We start from the raw sequence: 16,298 nt of genomic DNA, 5'->3' as shown, positions 1-16,298 counted from the left end.
TCCCGGAGAGATCTTCTCTCCCCTCTTTATTTTCTGTATCCTTTCCTTCTGTATCTGAAACCTGCCAGCGCGCCCGATGCCATCAGCAGGATGCCGCCGATGACAGGCACATAGATGCCCGGACCCCCGGAGCTCGGAAGCGCGTACATGGGCTCGTTGTCAAAATAGAAAGTTACAATATCGCCTTCGATGCTGCCTTTATCCTCCTGTCCGGCTGCGATCATGACCGGCTTCCCATTTTCGATCTTTAACGTCCATTCATCGGTCTCCAGCTTGTATCCTGTCGGCGCAGCCGTCTCTTTCAGCGTATAGCTTCCGTCCTTCAAAAATCCTGTAAACGGCGCTCCTGACGCATCTGTCCACTGTATGACCCCATCCTTACCCGACTCGCCGGTAAGAGTCACGGATGTTCCGCCTGCGGGGCCTGTCAGTGTAAACTGAGCTCCGGGCAGTGTCAGGTCTTCCGATGTACTGCTCCGCTTGATAAGCTGCCATGGCTGCGGCACGACATTGGTCACCGTCAGGTTCATTGTCTCATCATTTTCCATCGCCTTGTATCCATTCCATGTACCATCCGCACCGAAGTGGCTGTCCGGATAGGAAACGGTGTAGACATCTTCTGTTACCGCTCCATCGCAGGAGTCTCCCTGGCCAAGGGGTGTATCACCGCTGACCTCCATGACCGTATACTCCAGCAATGTCTTCCCGTCTGCTGCGTAAACCGGCAGATCCGCATATGTTCCACTCCAGGTATTTCCATCTCCCCCGGCCAGCGCATTTCCCTGTGTGAGGGTGAGGCGTCCATCCGGGTAAGGCGTCCAGGACGTGTCTCCGGTATGCCTGTAATATAAGTAGAAGTCCACGCTCTCCGGACGCTCCTTAAGCTGATCATTCTGATCATTCCACACTTTGTTCACTGTGATATATGTGGAAGGTGTGATCCGGTTTGTGATCACACCGGCAAAGGAACCATCCGCGCCGCTGCCGGGCGCCAGCGTACCGTCCGTTTTGTCCCCGGATCCGTAGGTCACAGTATAGTTCCCGTTCTTGCCATCCTCTTCTCCCACTTCTTTGATCTTGTAGGTGTAGCCTTCCTTCGGCATCTCCTTCCACGTGTACGTCCAGCCGTTTGCCACGCTCAGAGTCTGCGTGTCGTACAGTGTCCACTCTGTTGTCCCGTCCTTCTGATAGTAGAGTTCCACCTGGATGGAATCCGGACGCTCCGGATTGTTATGATCCTGCCAGTTCTTCTGGACGGTGATCTCCGTCTTCGGGACATCCGTGTCAAAATCCACCGGCCGCAGGTTCGGAAGGGTAAACTGCATGTAGCAGGTCGAGCCGAACGCGCCTCGCTCTGCATAGACAATGTCGATCCTGTGAAGCGTCCACTTCTCTTCTTCTGTCGGGCCATTTTCCGGATTTTCCATGACATAGCCGCTCAGATCCAGGAGTTCACCGACAGAACTGTGGATACCTCCCAGATCTGTTGCCAGCTCGCCGTCCACGAACAGCCAGAAGTCATCGTCCCCGCGGAAATAATAATTCAGAGGCCCGGTGTAATCGCCAAGGACAAAACCCATGCTGTACCGCATCCCGAAGAACCAGTTGTGATACCGATTGTCATCTGAATTTGCCGTTGCCCTGGTGCCTCCGTCTGAATAAAAAGCACTGTACTCCATATAGGTTCCCCCTATGAGAGGATCCTGGTTATTATGCTTTTCTTCGTCAAGCGGCCAGAAATTATTGGAAAAAATCTGTCTGTTGCTCGCATCATATACATCTGTAAGATAGTCAAGGTTATCTTCGGCGACTGTTCCATCATCCTTTTTGACGGATGTCAGCGTATAGGTATCTCCGTTTTGATCGAATACAAGATTATAATCTTGCAGGATTGTTTTCCCGGTCTTCGGATCGTCCGTAAACAGGCCGGGATCGAATACCCCGTCATAGACAGGGCCGCTTTTTTCATCAAACCCCTTTACAATCCCTTTCTTCGCCACATCAGCGCTGGTTCCTCTCCCGTTGAGGGCTACCCCGTTTTTCCCTGTGGCGTTTCCATAGGAATGGTCGACAAAGGTGTCCACCTGCCCCACGGCAAGCCTGTTTGAAGTATCGCCGCCGGAATAATTGCTACCCGAGTTGATGCCCTGGTTGGTCGTGTTCAGATACTTGCCGTTCGAATCTTCCTGTCCGTTTGCGTTATAGGTCTTCCCGTCCGTGACATCGTAATCGTAGAACGTCACGTCCCGGACAAGCGCGTTGTCCTGGGTGACCGGATCGTATACGAAACGGATGGTCGTGTCTTCTGTCAGAGTCACCGTTTCCTCTGATGAAGCTGATTTTTTATTCCACCTGGCATTTTCGCTGTCCGGATCTCCCTCTTCCAGGAACCAGACCTCTGCAAGCTCGTAGCGCCCGGACGCCTCATCCGGATCAGACAGCAGGATCTTGCTGAGCTCTTCCACGCTTTTTGTGAGCGTATTGTCCATCTCGATCTCATCGTCACTGTAGATCTCACAGAATTCCTGCTTTGTCTTCAGGCTGACCGGATTGTTAAAGGGTTTTCCATCAGCTCCCGCCATCCCTACAAGTCCGTCCCTGCCGTCAACGCCGTCCAGAATTTCCAGGTTGGCCCAGTGCTGCACGGTCAGATCAATGCTCCCGCCCAGGCCTTCCAGATCCACCACCACATATATGGAGAAGTGGTCTGTCTCCATGGTGATCTGTCCGTCTTCCGCAACCGATGCGCCCATGTCTTCCGCCGTGCCGGCCGTCTCATCCACATGGTAGACCTTTGTCTCCTCCGGTCCGGCCTCTCTGGTAGTCTTCCCGGCAAAGGCCACGCTCACCGGCCCCTGCGGCTGCACCTCCTGGCCGTCGCAGAGAAGCCTGATATCCAGTGCGGTGTAATCCGCCACTTCCATCTGCTGCGCCTGGGCCTGTGCGTCCACCGCACTCTTCACGAGCGCCTCTGTATCTGCGCTGACCTGCTCCACAGAGACAGCCAGTTCGCCGTCTGTCGGGAAACTTTCCGCCGGGCCGGTCAGGGTGACATCATAGTCTGCCGCGCTGCCCATAAGGACGACAGTCCCGCTCTGCGTATCCTCAGCCTCCGCACTTTCCCCGGCAAAGGACAGGATGCTGTTGCCAAGAAGCATGGCCATACAAAGTACAAACGCAAGGATCCTGCTTTTCTTCTTCCTCATCGCACTCTCCTTCCTCCCCTCTCCATTTTCGGGGAACAGTTTTTACCGCTTTCTATCTGTGGTTCCTGCGTCTTCTCATTCCCAGAACTGCGGCTGCCAGAACACCTGCCAGAGCCGCCGTCGCTCCAGTCAGAGCGATATCTGCCGCATCTCCTGTCTTCGGGGCCGGCGGGTTTTCTTTCTCTGCAGCCGGATCCGGTGTGTATGTGTTTATAATGTCGTACCCATCATAAGACGTAGTGTACCCGGCCACCGGTGTCTCTGTGACTGTATACGTTATCTCGACGCCCTGGTCGTCATACTTTGGGAGATCCGCAAAGCAGTATGTCCAGCCTCTCTCCTCGCTGACTGTCTGCTTTGCCACCAGGGTTTCCCCCTTCCACAGGTTGACCTCAATGCTGTCCGGGCGGGCTCCTGCCTGGTCATCGCTGTCGTTCCATGTCTTTGTCCCGGAAAGATCAACTGTCTCCGGCTGTTCTTCCACGCGCCTGTTGTTAAACAGAACGTCCGCTTCCGCATCGGCCTGGATCATCCCGGACGCCTGACCGGATACAATCTCGGACGTGTAGTCCTCTGTCTGCACTTCCGTCACAGAATACTGCGTCCCCGCCGGCAGACCGGTCACTGTGATCGTCTGGCCATGGGACAGGCTGAAGGTCCCGCCGTCTCCGATGGTTCCCGTGCTGATCTGGCTGCCATCCCCGCCGAAGACAGCATAGGAGTAGTCATCTGTCAGGGCAGCGCCGCTGCCGTCTGTCAGATGCAGTGTAAAATCAAAAGCTTTCCCAGTATCTGCTCCTTCGCCGGATACGGTCTTTTTCACAGACAGATCGCCGGTCGGATTCGTATACGTATTGGTGATGATGACTGTCCCCGACTTGTCCCATTCATAGTCAGCCACATAGCCGTCCACCCGGACTTCCTCCACCTCAAAGGTCAATTCCCTGTTCGCCGCGCTGTAAGAGCCCTTGAACTCCTTCGGCTCCCTACTGTAATCCCACTGTACGACTGCCTGCCAGCCTCCGGCTTCATTCAGTGTTACGCTCCCTTCCTTGGCCAGCGTCTCCGACTTGCCGGCATTATCTGACAGTACAAGGGTCATCCTGTAGTTTACATCCACAGACTCCGGCCTCTTATCCTCCTGCCCGGCGTCATCCCATACCTTTTGGATGGTCATCTCTGTCTGATAGGGATCTGCATAGACATCCGCTGATGTGTTCCCTGCGGCCATGACAACCGCCGCACAGGCCAGTATCCCCAGCAGGGCCAGCATGACACCGGACCATATGATTTTCAGTTTTTCTCTCACTTTCATTCTCCTTTTCCTCCAGCTGCTTTTTTCTATTAAAAAGTATCCTGTCTTTCCTGAGTCAGTCTTTCATTGACTGCATCCGCAATCTCAGCCATACGGCTCTCCAGATACGGCCCCGGACACTCCGTCTCATCGCTGAACATCCGGTGCATCGTCAGGCTTCCGTTCGCCGCCCCCGTAAAGGTGAGCTGCCGGATCCCGTTGCGCCTGCATATATCTGTACAAAGATCGAGCAGCGCCGCATAGGCCTCATCGCTCACATGCCACTGACCTCCGATCTCATCATTTGCCACCTCGATCGTCACGGCGCAGGCATCGTTCTCCGGATCGGAGGATGTCCAGGCCCTGTCTTTCTCCTCTACATACAGACCGATGTGACCCTCACTGTCGATCGCATAGTTGGCGGATGCGTTCCCTTCTGTCCTGGAAAACAGCTCCCCCGCCTCCTCCAGGCTCAGATCCGCCGCCATGTGATGGATGGTGATCTTCGTGATCTTATCTTCTCTTGGAAAGGTCGCGTTTGGCGTAAGGTAAATATACTCTGTCAGCGGGCTGTTCCGCCCGGCCACTTCCTCCTTCTTCACCCCGGTCAGCTCCCGGCCTGTGTACGCCGGGACCTCAGTCCTCGAAACGTGCCACATCACAGCAGTCAGCACGGCCAGACAGAAGAAGGCCGACAGAAGGATCCATATACTTACTGTCTCTTTCCTGCTCACCTCAGTCACTCCTTTACCTTATATGCCGGAGCAGTCCGCAGACAAACAGAACTGCAAACGCTGCATAAAACGGCCTTGCCGCCACCGTTCTCCGCGGGCGCTTTCCCCCGTCCGAAGTGCCAAGAAGCAGCACTGCGGCTGCCGTCAGGCCCGTATATGCGAATCCCACATCCAGAACATAGTGGATAAACAGCGCCGCCAGACCGGCCCGCAGCTGCGGCGGCCGTTTTTTTGCCAGGCACAGGACTGCCGCAAGAACAAGGGGAAACATGGCGCACACACCCAGCTCCACGCCGACATGGATAAACATGTTATGGATATACCATGTGTTAAAACATTTCGGGTCAAACATATTCAAAAGGTGCCACTGAAGCGGGCCTGTCCCCCAAATCGGACTGGATGCAATGTAGTGCAGGCCGTTTTCCATCATCTCAAGTCGCTCCGCAAACGTAGCTGCCGCATTGGGCCGGAGCACTGCTGCGGAACTGGCCACCAGGATACCGGTCCCGGAGATGAACGCTGCCGTTTTCCTGTGCAGGGACAGAAACCGCTCCAGCCTGCCCCACAAGGCGGCCTGTACAGCCATGTACATCACAGCCGCCGCGCAGAGCCATCCCGCATCCGCTTGAACCGCCGCAATGTAGATGAGCAGGCCGGAACCTGTCCCCATCACTGCTTTTGCCAGAGTAAGCAGGAGTTTTTCCCGTCTGCCGCACACAGTAGCCACAACGATTCCTGCCGCCATCGCCGCATAGCTTCCCATGGAAAGGGTGAGCGCAGCCGCATACAGAAACAACGGTTCCGCATACAGCAGCAACCGGAACCTGCTCTTCGGATCCTGCCTCTCCCTGAAATCCGCAAGGGCAAACCAGCTAATGACAAGAAAAATCCCCATAACGTTCGCATTTCCAAAGATACCTCCGATCCTTCCCGGCACCCCTGCTGCCGTATCCCGCAAAAACTGCGCTATATCTGCCGCCGCTATCACTGCGGACCATACAATACTTATCCCTCGCAGACGCTCCCTCTCCTTCACATCCGGCAAAGCCGCCAAAAGGGCAAGCACCGGACATACACTCTGACCATACACGTAGCCCTGAAAGGGATCGCCGGCAGTTACAGCTGCTGACAGAAGACCTGTCCCACTGCATATAACCAGCAGGATTGCCATCCGCAGATCCGCGCTGCTTTCCGGCCACAGCAGTCCCATCATACACAGAGCAAGTCCTGTCAAACTGGTTAGGACAGTGACTGCCGTCCCGCAGGCTGTGAAAATGATCAATGCAAGCAGAAGACCCGCAATGAGTCTATGATCTACTTTTCCAATTATATCCGCCTCCTCAAGCGCTGGTGTCTCCACAACGCTATATGCGCAGATCTGGAAACAGAAAAAACCACATAATATTTGTTATGTGATATCTTTTTGCGCAAAACTATTAATCTATTGTATTGTACAATACATATTTTTAAAAATCAATCTATTTTCGAGTACTTCTACACGAATAAATGTGTTCAAATCAGTCAGAAGAGACTGTCCTTCAACCATCAAAATCCGATTTTCTACAGACACCCCCTTTTTTTTACAACATAACAAATATTATGTGATATTTTTTATTATCCGTCTATCAGCTCCAGGCGTTCCAGACTTTTTCTACATTCGCTGATGCCATCGCAGGCGTAGATCCTCGTCACTTCCAGACTGCTATGTCCCAGGATATCCGCCAGATGGAGCAGGTTCTTTGTTACCCGGTAAAAGGTTCTTGCAAAGAGATGCCGCAGGTTGTGAGGGAACACTTTGCCGGCGTCCACGCCGGCCTCACCAGCCAGTTCCTTCATCTCCCGCCAAATGTTGGAGCGGTCCTTCGCTCTGCCCGACCGTGTGCGGAACAGAGGGCCGGACTTAATTCCGTACTTGGCCATGTAGGCAAGCAGCTTCCGGCGAAGCTTATCCGGGATGAGCACGATCCGGTACTTTCCTTTGTTCCACACTCTCACAGCACCAGTTTTCACATTGTCTGCCTGAAAAAATTTCAACTCGCTGACGCGAATCCCCGTGGCACATATAGTCTCCATGATCATGGCGATCTGAGGGCGTCCGCTCGTCCGCGCCTGACAGACAAGCCTGCGAAATTCCTCCTTACACAGCTCTTTTTCCCCGCTGCGGAACCCCTGTGCCTGCACCCTGATCCGGCGGACCCTCATGCGCCCCGCCTCCATAAAGATCAGAAACTGGTTGAGCGCAACGATCATAGAGTTGGCGCTGTTCACGCTGTAGTTCTCCATCAGCCAGTCTTTATAGCGCAGGATATCACTCTTCTCAATCCATGTCCGTCCCTCAGCAAACGTCATAAATGTACGGATATCCCGCAAATACTTTGCCACTGTCGCCTCAGCGCTCTCCTGCTCCCTCAGGTACGCCTCAAAGCGTGCCATATCGTCTTTCCAGTCTATATACTTTTTCTCTGTCATGTTGTTTCATCCTTTCCATTTATTTGTCAGTTAAGGATATTATGTCCTGAATTTTTCATTTTTCTCAACACAACAGACATTTTTTATCCCACAAACAACTTAAAAACCGCAATACATACAGAAAATACAGCAACGCCTTTCTTCAAAGGCTCCGGACGCAGTACGCCTGCATTTTTGCTGCCCGCCCAGACCCCGGCTCCGTGACTGGCCATGGAGACTGCCAGGAGCGCAAGGAAGGTCCCCGGCTCACACTGCAGGCTGTATCCGATACAGGATGGGATCGCAATGAAAATGGAATTGAAAAGAGCCACTCCCACCGCTGTCTTCACGGGCACGCCCAGCACCACGAGGAGCGGCATCACAAGGATGGGCCCCCCCGCTCCGGACAGGGCGCAGAGGGCTCCGGTCACAAGGCCAAAGGCCAGCAGGGCCCAGACAGGAAGCCTTCCCCCGCCCTCTCTGCTCCTTTCCCGGTCCTTCCGCAGCAAAATGGAGATACCGGAAGCCAGCACCACGAGGTACAGGATCTTCTTCACCACCGACTCGTCCATCAGAAGGTTCAGACAGACTCCCAGGGACGCCCCTATGAGACTCCCGGCGCTGATCAGGACTCCCAGTCTCATGTCCAGGTTTTTTGCCCTGTGATAGTTCCACGCACCCAGCACTCCGGAGATGAGAAAGGCAAAAAAACTGAGTGCCATCCCCTGGGCCGCCGGCATGCCCATAAAACCGGAGTACAGCATGGGAAGGAGAAATCCGGCTATCCCTGTCAGCCCGATCATCCCTCCCACCAGAAGATTTGCAAGAATTATGATCAAATATTCCACCATTCAGGTTATTTTCCTTTCTGTTTTGCAGGATTTCATGCAAAATTGTTTTTCCAGGAGACTGCCTCCCGGTAAATCTCCTCCTCGTCCAGGGTCTGGATGCGATAGTCCCTCATGAGCACCTTTCCCGCGCACAGGGAGTCCCGCACATCTCCGGCCCCCGCGCTCTCCAGCACTGTGTTGGCCATATGTCCGTACACAGCCATATAGATCCGGTTCTTGTCAATCCCTATGATATCAGCCCTGGCTCCCGGGAGGAGCCTTCCATCCTTTTCCGGTTCGCCCCCAAGGCATACCTGGCCGCCCCGTGTGGCCATGGCCAGGATAGTCCTGGCCGGCATGACAGCAGGCTCCGCCAGTGGTACGCCCCAGGTCAGGTTCATGACAGACCGGAAGATCTTCATCTCCTGGAACAGGCTCAGCCCCCCGTGGGCGGCCCCGTCCGTCCCCAGCCCCACCGTGATGCCTCTCTCAAGGAGCTCCGGCGTCCGGGGCGCTGCCTTGCCACAGTTGCTGAATGGACAGTGGCAGACCTTCACGCCCCGCTCCTCCAGCAGACTGATCTCAGACTCTGACAGGAGCAGGCTGTGGGCCCCCAGGAAATCCGGCCCCAGCACGCCCAGTCTGTCCAGGTACTCGTAGGGGCGCAGCTGCTTTCTTTCCATATAAAAATTAATCTCCCCCGGGTACTCATTCATGTGTGCCTGCAGCATAGTATGGTTCCCTGCGGCTCTCTCCGCCGCCATGAGGATCAGATCCTCAGAGCAGGAAATGAGGGACCTCAGAGAATAATAAACTTTTATGTTTTCTTGTCCATGAAATTCTTTATATAACTCGTCTGTCTTTCGCACAGCCGTCCTGGCATCCATGGCAATGGACGCAGGCAGTCCCTCCTGGTCCATAGTGGAGTATGAGAGCGCCCCTCGCAGGCCGCTGCGGGCGTAGACATCTGCCGCCTCCTCCATGAAATAGCTGCCCGCGTCGATAAATCCCGTCGTCCCCGCATGTATCATCTCCACGGCAGCCATCCGTGCGCTGAGCCCCATTTTCTCCGGTGTCAGCGTGCTCTCGTAGGGCAGCATGACGCGGGTCCATATCATGGGCATCTCATCCAGTATTCTCCCCCTCAGGAGCTGCTGCCCCGTGTGCATGTGGCTGTCCACAAGCCCTGGCATGTAGACGCATCCGCTCCCGTCCAGCTCCTCACGCCAGGTATATTTTTCCTTCAGGCTTTCGGCTGTGTCGATGCCCTCTATCCTTCCATCCTTTATGAGGATGCTTTTCCCCTCGACCAGTTCAAAATCTTCATCCAGGTAGTCGCTGTCCCGGAGCAGAAGATCGGCTTCTATTTTCCTATCCATGTATTTCTCCTCTCAAACGCGTTTATGACGCCCCTCACTGCTTCCTGGCATCCTCTGCCCTGTATCTATATGGCATTGGTCAGTGACAGCACGATCTGGGCAATGCAGGCTGACCCGAGAAAGGTTCCCGTCATGACCAGTACGCCCACGATGATCATCTTCCATCCCTGCTTCACAAAGGATTTTATCTGGTCTCCGATGGAGATGCCCGCATAGGCCCCCACCAGTGTGAGGGGAGCTGTAAAATTGATGCTGTTCGCCGACGCGATGACAAACTCCCTGGCAGGGCACAGAGGGCTCGCCACGAGAAGGCCGATGATAGAGCAGTAGGCCACGATGGGCAGGCGCAGAGGAAGCAGCTTGCTGACCACCACTGCCGCGGCGGAGATGCCAAGGAGGATCAGTATTCCCGGAAGGGAATCCATAAATCCCACATCAAACCCGATAAAGTTGGCCAGGGCAATGCCAAGCCCTGATATGACTAATAAAATTCCCCACTCTGCGTATCTCATCTATCTTTCCTCCCTGCTCTTTGTATGATCTTCTGCAGCAGCCGATTCTCTTTTCCTGCTCTCCAGCACCTCGCTGGGCTCCCTTCTCAGTCTGGCGATGGGCGGCTCCAGAAGCTGGTACAGCTTTTTTGTAAGAGGGATACCTATAAATATCGCCACATAGATGCCGGTGATGCCGGATATGGTCTCGCTCGTGCTCGCCAGGGCCGACAGCTCCGAAGCCATATCCGGATAGATCAGAGCCAGGCTGGCTGTGGCGCTGGCCATGAGTATGCCGGCCCCCACCCCGGAAGCCATACCCAGGGCATAGGGATGAAAAATATGAAGTGCTGCCACCATAGTTGTCATGAAGCCGAAATAAATAGTCCCTACCATACCGCCTACTACGTAGATAGAAAGGCTTCCCCTTGTCTCCGGTGAGTCCGGTCCGAACATGTCCGTGATCAGCGCCAGGTTCGATTCCCTGTTGATGGAATGGGTGGCTCCGATCGCCTCCCTTTTCAGCCCCAGAAGCAGAGCAAAGGGGAGAGCCAGAAGGATAGTTCCCAGGTTCCCTATCTCCTGCAGCACAAGGGCAGGCCCCGCCGACAGGATGACCTCAAGGCTGGCTCCCGCGTTGATCCCCAGCTTGGCGATAAAGGGGCAGATAGCCACGATGACCAGCTTGGAAGCCGCCTTTACCTCCTTCTTTTTAAAAATCTTCAGCACCTCCGGCCCGGAGAGCACTCCCATGATGAGGGAATAAAAAATCGGGAACAGGATCAGCGTCCCCGGTCCCAGCGGAACCTGTATCTGTCCGATGCTGTCCGCGATCACGATAAACACAAAGGCCAGAAGAAAGATCTTGTACTCCGCTCTCAGTCTGGCCATAGTAGATGGATAAGCGTAGGTCTCCTTTTTCATCTCATTTCTCCTTGTTCTATTAATACTTCTTATAACATCCACGTATTATATAAGAATAACTTGTATAAAAAAAGGACAAATGGGCTGTTTTTGATGTATACTGTAAAAAAAGAAGGAGGAGTCAACATGACACTGTCAGAATTGCTCACAAGAGTGCCGGAGCTGGAATCCTATATCCGCTATATGCCTGACGAGCTCAGGGACCGCTGCACGGTCCGCACCTATCCGCCAGGGACCATCATCCACCAGAAGGATGCCGAGCTGGATTACTTCGGCATCGTCTGCGAGGGCTATCACCGGGTCATCAATGAATTTGAAAACGGGAATATTTTTATGATCGAGAGAAACGACCCCATAGACTTTGTGGGGGAGGTCACCATCCTTGCAGGGAAGCCCCGCACCTCCGTCACCCTGGAGACCACCACCGAGTGCACGGTCCTCTATTTTTCCAGAAAAGATTTTGAGGACTGGATCTCAAAGGACATCCATTTTCTCCGTCTCGTGTCCCAGAAGGTGGCCTACAAGCTGTACCGCTCCTCCTACAACCGGGGAAACCGCCTGTTCTATCCGCCCCAGCATCTCCTCCTGGCCTACATCCTCCAGTACATAGAGGAGTACGGCTCCTGCGTTGTAAAAAGGACCCGGGAGGAAATCCACGAGGAGACCGGCATCTCTGTGAAGACACTGAACCGTACCATCCGCCGGCTGAGGGAGGAGGGGCTTGTGGGGATCACCAGGGGGAAGGTGTCCATGACCAGGGAGCAGCAGGAGAAGGCCAGGGAGTACCTGAAGAAAGAGTGATGGCATGGACACACCGGCTCACAGCCGCAGGAGTGTCTCTTCCCCGTTGACAGCTATCTGGTGTCTCATCTGCCCGAAGAACAGCAAAATGTACAAAAAGATACAATGGCAGACGCCATTGTATCTTTTTGTATTTTCACCCTGTTCCATCCCGGTTAAGCCATCACAGACTTCATAGCCTCTGCCAGCTTGTCCTTCTCGGCCTGGGCCTCTGCCAGGTCCTTTCCGAGCGTTGTGTAGTAGATCTTGATCTTTGGCTCTGTACCGGAGGGACGCACGATCACTGTCTCGTTGTTCTCCAGCTTGTAGATCAGCACATTGGCTGACGGAAGTCCGGTCTCCTCAGGCTTTGTGTAGTCTGTCACACTGGCCACCTTGTACCCGGCAATCTCTGTCAGCGGGTTGTCCCTCAGGCCCTGCATGATACCTGCCATCTTGTCCATGCCGCTCAGGCCCGGGAACTCAAAGCTGTCCACCTTGTTGAGGTAGCGGCCGTACTGCGCATAGATTTCTTCCATCCTTTGCTTCAGAGAGCTTCCAATGCTCCTGTAGTAAGCTGCCATCTCACAGATCAGCATGGAGCCGATGACAGCATCCTTATCCCGCACATAGGGGCCTGCCAGATATCCATAGCTCTCCTCAAAACCGAAGATGAAGCGGTCCACTTCGCCTGCTTCCTCCAGCTGTGCGATCTGGTCACCAATCCACTTAAATCCTGTCAGCACGCTGCGCAGCTCCACACCGTAATGCTCTGCCACCGCGTCGGCCAGCGGTGTGGACACGATAGACTTCACAGCCACCGCATTCTCAGGCATGGTTCCCTTCTCAATGCGCCCCGCACATATGTAGTCCAGGAGCAGCACGCCCACTTCATTTCCGCTCACCAGCTCGTAGGAGCCATCCGGGCACTTCATGGCAATGCCCACCCGGTCTGCATCCGGGTCTGTGGCCAGCATCAGGTCCGCACCTGTCTCCTTCGCCAGGTTCAGTCCCTGCTCAAGGGCCTCAAAAATTTCAGGGTTGGGGTAGCTGCATGTGGTAAAGTATCCGTTGGGGTACTCCTGGTCCGGGACGATCGTGATATCTGTCACACCGATATCCTTTAACACCTGTGTCACCGGCACAAGTCCGGAGCCGTTCAGGGGGCTGTACACAAGCTTCAGCCCTGCTGTCCTGCAAAGTCCCGGACGGACCTGTCTGGACTCGATAGCGTCATAGAGGGCCCTCTTACAATCATCGCCCACAAAGCGGATCAGTCCTTCCTCCACGCCGGCTGCAAAGGACATATACTTTGCGCCTGTCAGCACGTCCGTCTTCTGTATCTCTTCGTATACGATGGCCGCCGCATCGTCTGTCATCTGGCAGCCGTCCGGCCCGTAGGCCTTGTATCCGTTGTATTTTGCAGGGTTGTGTGAGGCTGTCACCATGATGCCCGCATTGCAGTTATAATAACGGGTCGCAAAGGAGAGCGCCGGCACAGGCATGAGCGCGTCGTAGATCCGCACGTTGATACCGTTTGCGGCCAGGACTCCCGCCGCGTTCTTTGCGAACACATCGCTCTTGAGACGGCTGTCATAGCTGATGGCAACAGTCTGTGTGCCCCCCTGTGTCTTCACCCAGTTTGCAAGTCCCTGAGTAGCCTGGCGCACCACATAGATGTTCATGCGGTTCGTCCCGGCTCCCAGCACACCCCGAAGTCCGGCTGTACCGAATTTCAGCGCCACTGCAAAGCGCTCCTTTATCTCCTCATCATTTTCCTCGATCCGGGCCAGCTCCGGATGAAGATCCGCATCCTCCAGGTCCGCTTCCAGCCAGCGCTTGTAATCTTCCTGATACATTTTCACCACTCCTACTACTTGATTTTTGTGTTCGTACTCACGATATGGATATTATACCATAGCCGCTGTGCGGCCATGGGCCTTCGGCAGATGCGCAGCGGGTTTCTGCGGTTCCGCAGAAACCGCTCTATGCGCAGGTATAATAACCACGCTGTAATTATTATACCATGGCCGCATGGCGGCCATGGGCCTTCGGCAGATGCGCAGCGGGTTTCTGCGGTTCCGCAGAAACCGCTCTATGCGCAGGTATAATAACCACGCTGTGGTTATTATACCATGTTTACCGCTAAACAGCAATTGATACATATTTTCTGACCAGCGGTCCCAGCCCTTCTGTCCGTCTTTCCTCCACCTGGCTTACTTATTTGCGAAATACACATAGTATAAGTTATCTCCGGAGGTCTGGTCACTCAGAGTTCCGTCCGGATATGACATCATCTCAAATACATAGTCCTCATAGCCCTTTACCATAGTGAAGAGTGTTCTGAAGGAGTAGGTATTTCCCGGCTCATATGTCTTATCCGGCTCCATCATCAGCCCGGTATTGTTGGTTCCAAGACCAATGTAGGTACTAGCGCCGTCCGCGGAAGGTATGCCTCCGCCGTCAATATTTGTCTCGGAGAAATCCATCTCAGGCGCCACCATCCCATACTCCGGTGCCGGGAATTCCTCCGGTACAAACACTTCATAATCCAGCACGCACAGCTCCACATCGTCAGGAAGCTCTATATCCGCAGTATTGATCTGTCCGTACTCTGAGCTGTTTGTGTTGTTTGTCTCGATCGAGGACTGCACATACGCCTCATCCGCCTCGGAAGTAGTCACCTTTGTGACCCGCACGTAAACTGTGTGGTAGGCATCATCCTCTGTCGCATAATCTGCCACCTTTGCCCACTGTCCGAGCGGAACAGCCTCTGTCTCCGAAGTAGAAGATCCCTCTATGGCGGAGGAAACGTCAGTGTCTCCTGTATCAGCCTCTTCTTCTTTTTTCTCCGGCTCCTCCGTCTCTTCCTCCTCTGCGGCTTCCTCCTCTTCCGCAGAGCTGTCCTCCGTCTCCACAGGATCTGTCTGCTCCTCGCCACCGCCACAGGCAGTCAGGCTGAAGGACATCATCATGGTAAGCATAAATACTAAAATCTTTTTCATAATCGCGCCCCCTTTTTGTATAAATTATATATTTTTGTTGACATTTTAACATAAACTATAGTAAATATCCATATTTTAACACAAATATAACAATACATTTATGCAATATTTCCTCCAGGGATACAAGATATCCGTGTACTCACTGATTTCACGGCTGATCGCGCACGTCTCCTCTCCCCGCAAACTGGCCTGGTCACTTTTTGCTGTTTTGGCTATTTTTAACCAGTTCACTTTCTGCTATATTTGCTGTATAGGAAAAGAACATCTGAAGCTTAAGATCAGGAGGCGGTATTTTAACATGAAACGGATTGTTACTCTTCAGGATATTTCCTGTGTAGGGCGCTGCTCGACCACGGTAGCCCTGCCTGTTATCTCAGCCATGGGGGTGGAATGCGGTATCCTCCCCACGGCAGTCCTCTCCACCCACACCATGTTCCGGCATTTTACCTGCAAGGACCTTTCCGATCAGATCGGACCCATCTCTGACTCCTGGAAAAAGGAGGATCTCTTCTTTGACGGGATATATACCGGATACCTGGCTTCCGTCCGTCAGTGCGGACAGGTCAGGACTTTCTTTGAGCAGTTCCGCACGCGGGACAATCTGATCCTGGTGGACCCGGCCATGGCGGACAACGGGAAATTATATCCGGCCTTTGACAGGGATTTTCCGGCAGCCATGGCCAGTGTCTGCGCCAAAGCGGACGTGATCCTGCCCAATATCACAGAGGGCTGCCTCCTCACCGGTCTGCCCTACCGCACCGAGTATGACAGCTCTTACATCACTGAACTCCTGCAGCGTCTCCTTGGGCTGGGATGCCGGACAGCCGTCCTGACGGGTGTCAGCTATGAGCCGGACAGGCTTGGAATCGCAAGCCTCGACCAGGACGGAAATGCTTTCTCATACTTTACAAAAAAATGTCCCCAGAGCTACCACGGAACAGGGGACCTCTACTCCTCCACTGCCTTTGGAGGGCTTATGCGGGGTCTTTCCCTGGGAGATGCCCTCTCACTTGCAGCTGACTACGTGGTGGAATGTATCGAGGCCACTTCCCGTTCCAGTGAAGCCAGATGGTACGGGGCCGAATTCGAGTCGCAGATCCCATGGCTGTGCCGGGAGCTGGAGCAGAGACTGGAAGGGAAAGGCTAGGAAAGCGTACCATCTGCAATAGTCCCTTATTACGAAAAAACAGAGCCTCTGCGCTTGCAG

At 54.1% G+C, this 16,298-nt stretch carries 13 protein-coding genes; 2 read left to right on the top strand and 11 right to left on the bottom strand.

Annotated elements, in window-relative coordinates; genetic code table 11:
* Positions 1-26: 26 nt before the first annotated feature.
* The 9 genes from B5E62_RS11050 to B5E62_RS11010 all read right to left on the bottom strand — a co-directional run bounded on the left by B5E62_RS11050 (position 27) and on the right by B5E62_RS11010 (position 11,306).
* On the bottom strand, positions 27-3,206 hold the full coding sequence (locus B5E62_RS11050; RefSeq protein WP_087174625.1) for a Cna B-type domain-containing protein: 3,180 nt from the start codon (positions 3,204-3,206) through the stop codon (positions 27-29).
* Between the two features lie 52 nt (positions 3,207-3,258).
* Positions 3,259-4,521: a Cna B-type domain-containing protein gene (locus B5E62_RS11045; RefSeq protein WP_087174624.1), complete on the bottom strand. Its 1,263-nt coding sequence runs from the start codon at positions 4,519-4,521 to the stop codon at positions 3,259-3,261.
* A gap of 29 nt (positions 4,522-4,550) precedes the next feature.
* Positions 4,551-5,234, bottom strand: coding sequence for a peptidoglycan recognition protein family protein (locus B5E62_RS11040; RefSeq protein WP_242957861.1), 684 nt, complete (start codon positions 5,232-5,234; stop codon positions 4,551-4,553).
* A gap of 13 nt (positions 5,235-5,247) precedes the next feature.
* Positions 5,248-6,468 carry an O-antigen ligase family protein gene (locus B5E62_RS11035; protein WP_143468857.1) on the bottom strand — a complete coding sequence of 407 codons (1,221 nt, stop codon included), beginning with the start codon at positions 6,466-6,468 and terminating at the stop codon, positions 5,248-5,250.
* A gap of 380 nt (positions 6,469-6,848) precedes the next feature.
* Positions 6,849-7,703 (bottom strand): tyrosine-type recombinase/integrase, encoded by an 855-nt coding sequence (locus B5E62_RS11030; RefSeq protein WP_242957859.1) that lies wholly within the window; start codon positions 7,701-7,703, stop codon positions 6,849-6,851.
* An 83-nt stretch (positions 7,704-7,786) separates the two neighbouring features.
* The gene (locus B5E62_RS11025) at positions 7,787-8,533 is read right to left on the bottom strand and encodes a sulfite exporter TauE/SafE family protein (RefSeq protein WP_087174622.1); all 747 of its coding nucleotides are present in this window, start codon (positions 8,531-8,533) and stop codon (positions 7,787-7,789) included.
* A 32-nt stretch (positions 8,534-8,565) separates the two neighbouring features.
* Positions 8,566-9,891 (bottom strand): amidohydrolase family protein, encoded by a 1,326-nt coding sequence (locus B5E62_RS11020; protein ID WP_087174621.1) that lies wholly within the window; start codon positions 9,889-9,891, stop codon positions 8,566-8,568.
* A gap of 65 nt (positions 9,892-9,956) precedes the next feature.
* Positions 9,957-10,403, bottom strand: coding sequence for a hypothetical protein (locus tag B5E62_RS11015; RefSeq protein WP_087174620.1), 447 nt, complete (start codon positions 10,401-10,403; stop codon positions 9,957-9,959).
* Positions 10,404-11,306: a DUF3100 domain-containing protein gene (locus tag B5E62_RS11010; protein ID WP_087174619.1), complete on the bottom strand. Its 903-nt coding sequence runs from the start codon at positions 11,304-11,306 to the stop codon at positions 10,404-10,406.
* A gap of 126 nt (positions 11,307-11,432) precedes the next feature.
* Between B5E62_RS11010 and B5E62_RS11005 the strand changes: the two genes are divergently transcribed.
* A complete protein-coding gene (locus B5E62_RS11005; RefSeq protein ID WP_087174618.1) occupies positions 11,433-12,107 on the top strand; it encodes a Crp/Fnr family transcriptional regulator in 675 nt (224 codons plus the stop codon).
* Positions 12,108-12,262: 155 nt separating this feature from the next.
* Here B5E62_RS11005 and B5E62_RS11000 read toward each other — a convergent pair whose 3' ends face one another.
* Positions 12,263-13,945, bottom strand: coding sequence for a phospho-sugar mutase (locus tag B5E62_RS11000; protein WP_087174617.1), 1,683 nt, complete (start codon positions 13,943-13,945; stop codon positions 12,263-12,265).
* Positions 13,946-14,302: 357 nt separating this feature from the next.
* Entirely contained in the window at positions 14,303-15,091 is a 789-nt protein-coding gene (locus B5E62_RS10995) for an LptM family lipoprotein (protein WP_087174616.1), read from the bottom strand.
* A 298-nt stretch (positions 15,092-15,389) separates the two neighbouring features.
* Here B5E62_RS10995 and B5E62_RS10990 point away from each other — a divergent pair, with 298 nt between their 5' ends.
* Positions 15,390-16,238, top strand: coding sequence for a pyridoxamine kinase (locus B5E62_RS10990; protein WP_087174615.1), 849 nt, complete (start codon positions 15,390-15,392; stop codon positions 16,236-16,238).
* Positions 16,239-16,298 lie beyond the last annotated feature (60 nt).

The organism is Lachnoclostridium sp. An118, assembly GCF_002160985.1.
In the GTDB taxonomy this organism is placed as follows: Bacteria; Bacillota; Clostridia; order Lachnospirales; family Lachnospiraceae; genus Claveliimonas; species Claveliimonas stercoravium.
Note: the sequence above shows the minus strand (reverse complement) of the source record. Positions and strands in the feature narration are given on the sequence as shown.

Bases quoted from the DNA above. Each gene is read 5' to 3' on its own strand.
- B5E62_RS10995 (WP_087174616.1), bottom strand. From the start codon at position 15,091: ATGAAAAAGATTTTAGTATTTATGCTTACCATGATGATGTCCTTCAGC.
- B5E62_RS10990 (WP_087174615.1), top strand. From the start codon at position 15,390: ATGAAACGGATTGTTACTCTTCAGGATATTTCCTGTGTAGGGCGCTGC.
- B5E62_RS11045 (WP_087174624.1), bottom strand. From the start codon at position 4,521: ATGAAAGTGAGAGAAAAACTGAAAATCATATGGTCCGGTGTCATGCTG.
- B5E62_RS11010 (WP_087174619.1), bottom strand. From the start codon at position 11,306: ATGAAAAAGGAGACCTACGCTTATCCATCTACTATGGCCAGACTGAGA.
- B5E62_RS11030 (WP_242957859.1), bottom strand. From the start codon at position 7,703: ATGACAGAGAAAAAGTATATAGACTGGAAAGACGATATGGCACGCTTT.
- B5E62_RS11025 (WP_087174622.1), bottom strand. From the start codon at position 8,533: ATGGTGGAATATTTGATCATAATTCTTGCAAATCTTCTGGTGGGAGGG.
- B5E62_RS11000 (WP_087174617.1), bottom strand. From the start codon at position 13,945: ATGTATCAGGAAGATTACAAGCGCTGGCTGGAAGCGGACCTGGAGGAT.
- B5E62_RS11020 (WP_087174621.1), bottom strand. From the start codon at position 9,891: ATGGATAGGAAAATAGAAGCCGATCTTCTGCTCCGGGACAGCGACTAC.
- B5E62_RS11050 (WP_087174625.1), bottom strand. From the start codon at position 3,206: ATGAGGAAGAAGAAAAGCAGGATCCTTGCGTTTGTACTTTGTATGGCC.
- B5E62_RS11005 (WP_087174618.1), top strand. From the start codon at position 11,433: ATGACACTGTCAGAATTGCTCACAAGAGTGCCGGAGCTGGAATCCTAT.
- B5E62_RS11015 (WP_087174620.1), bottom strand. From the start codon at position 10,403: ATGAGATACGCAGAGTGGGGAATTTTATTAGTCATATCAGGGCTTGGC.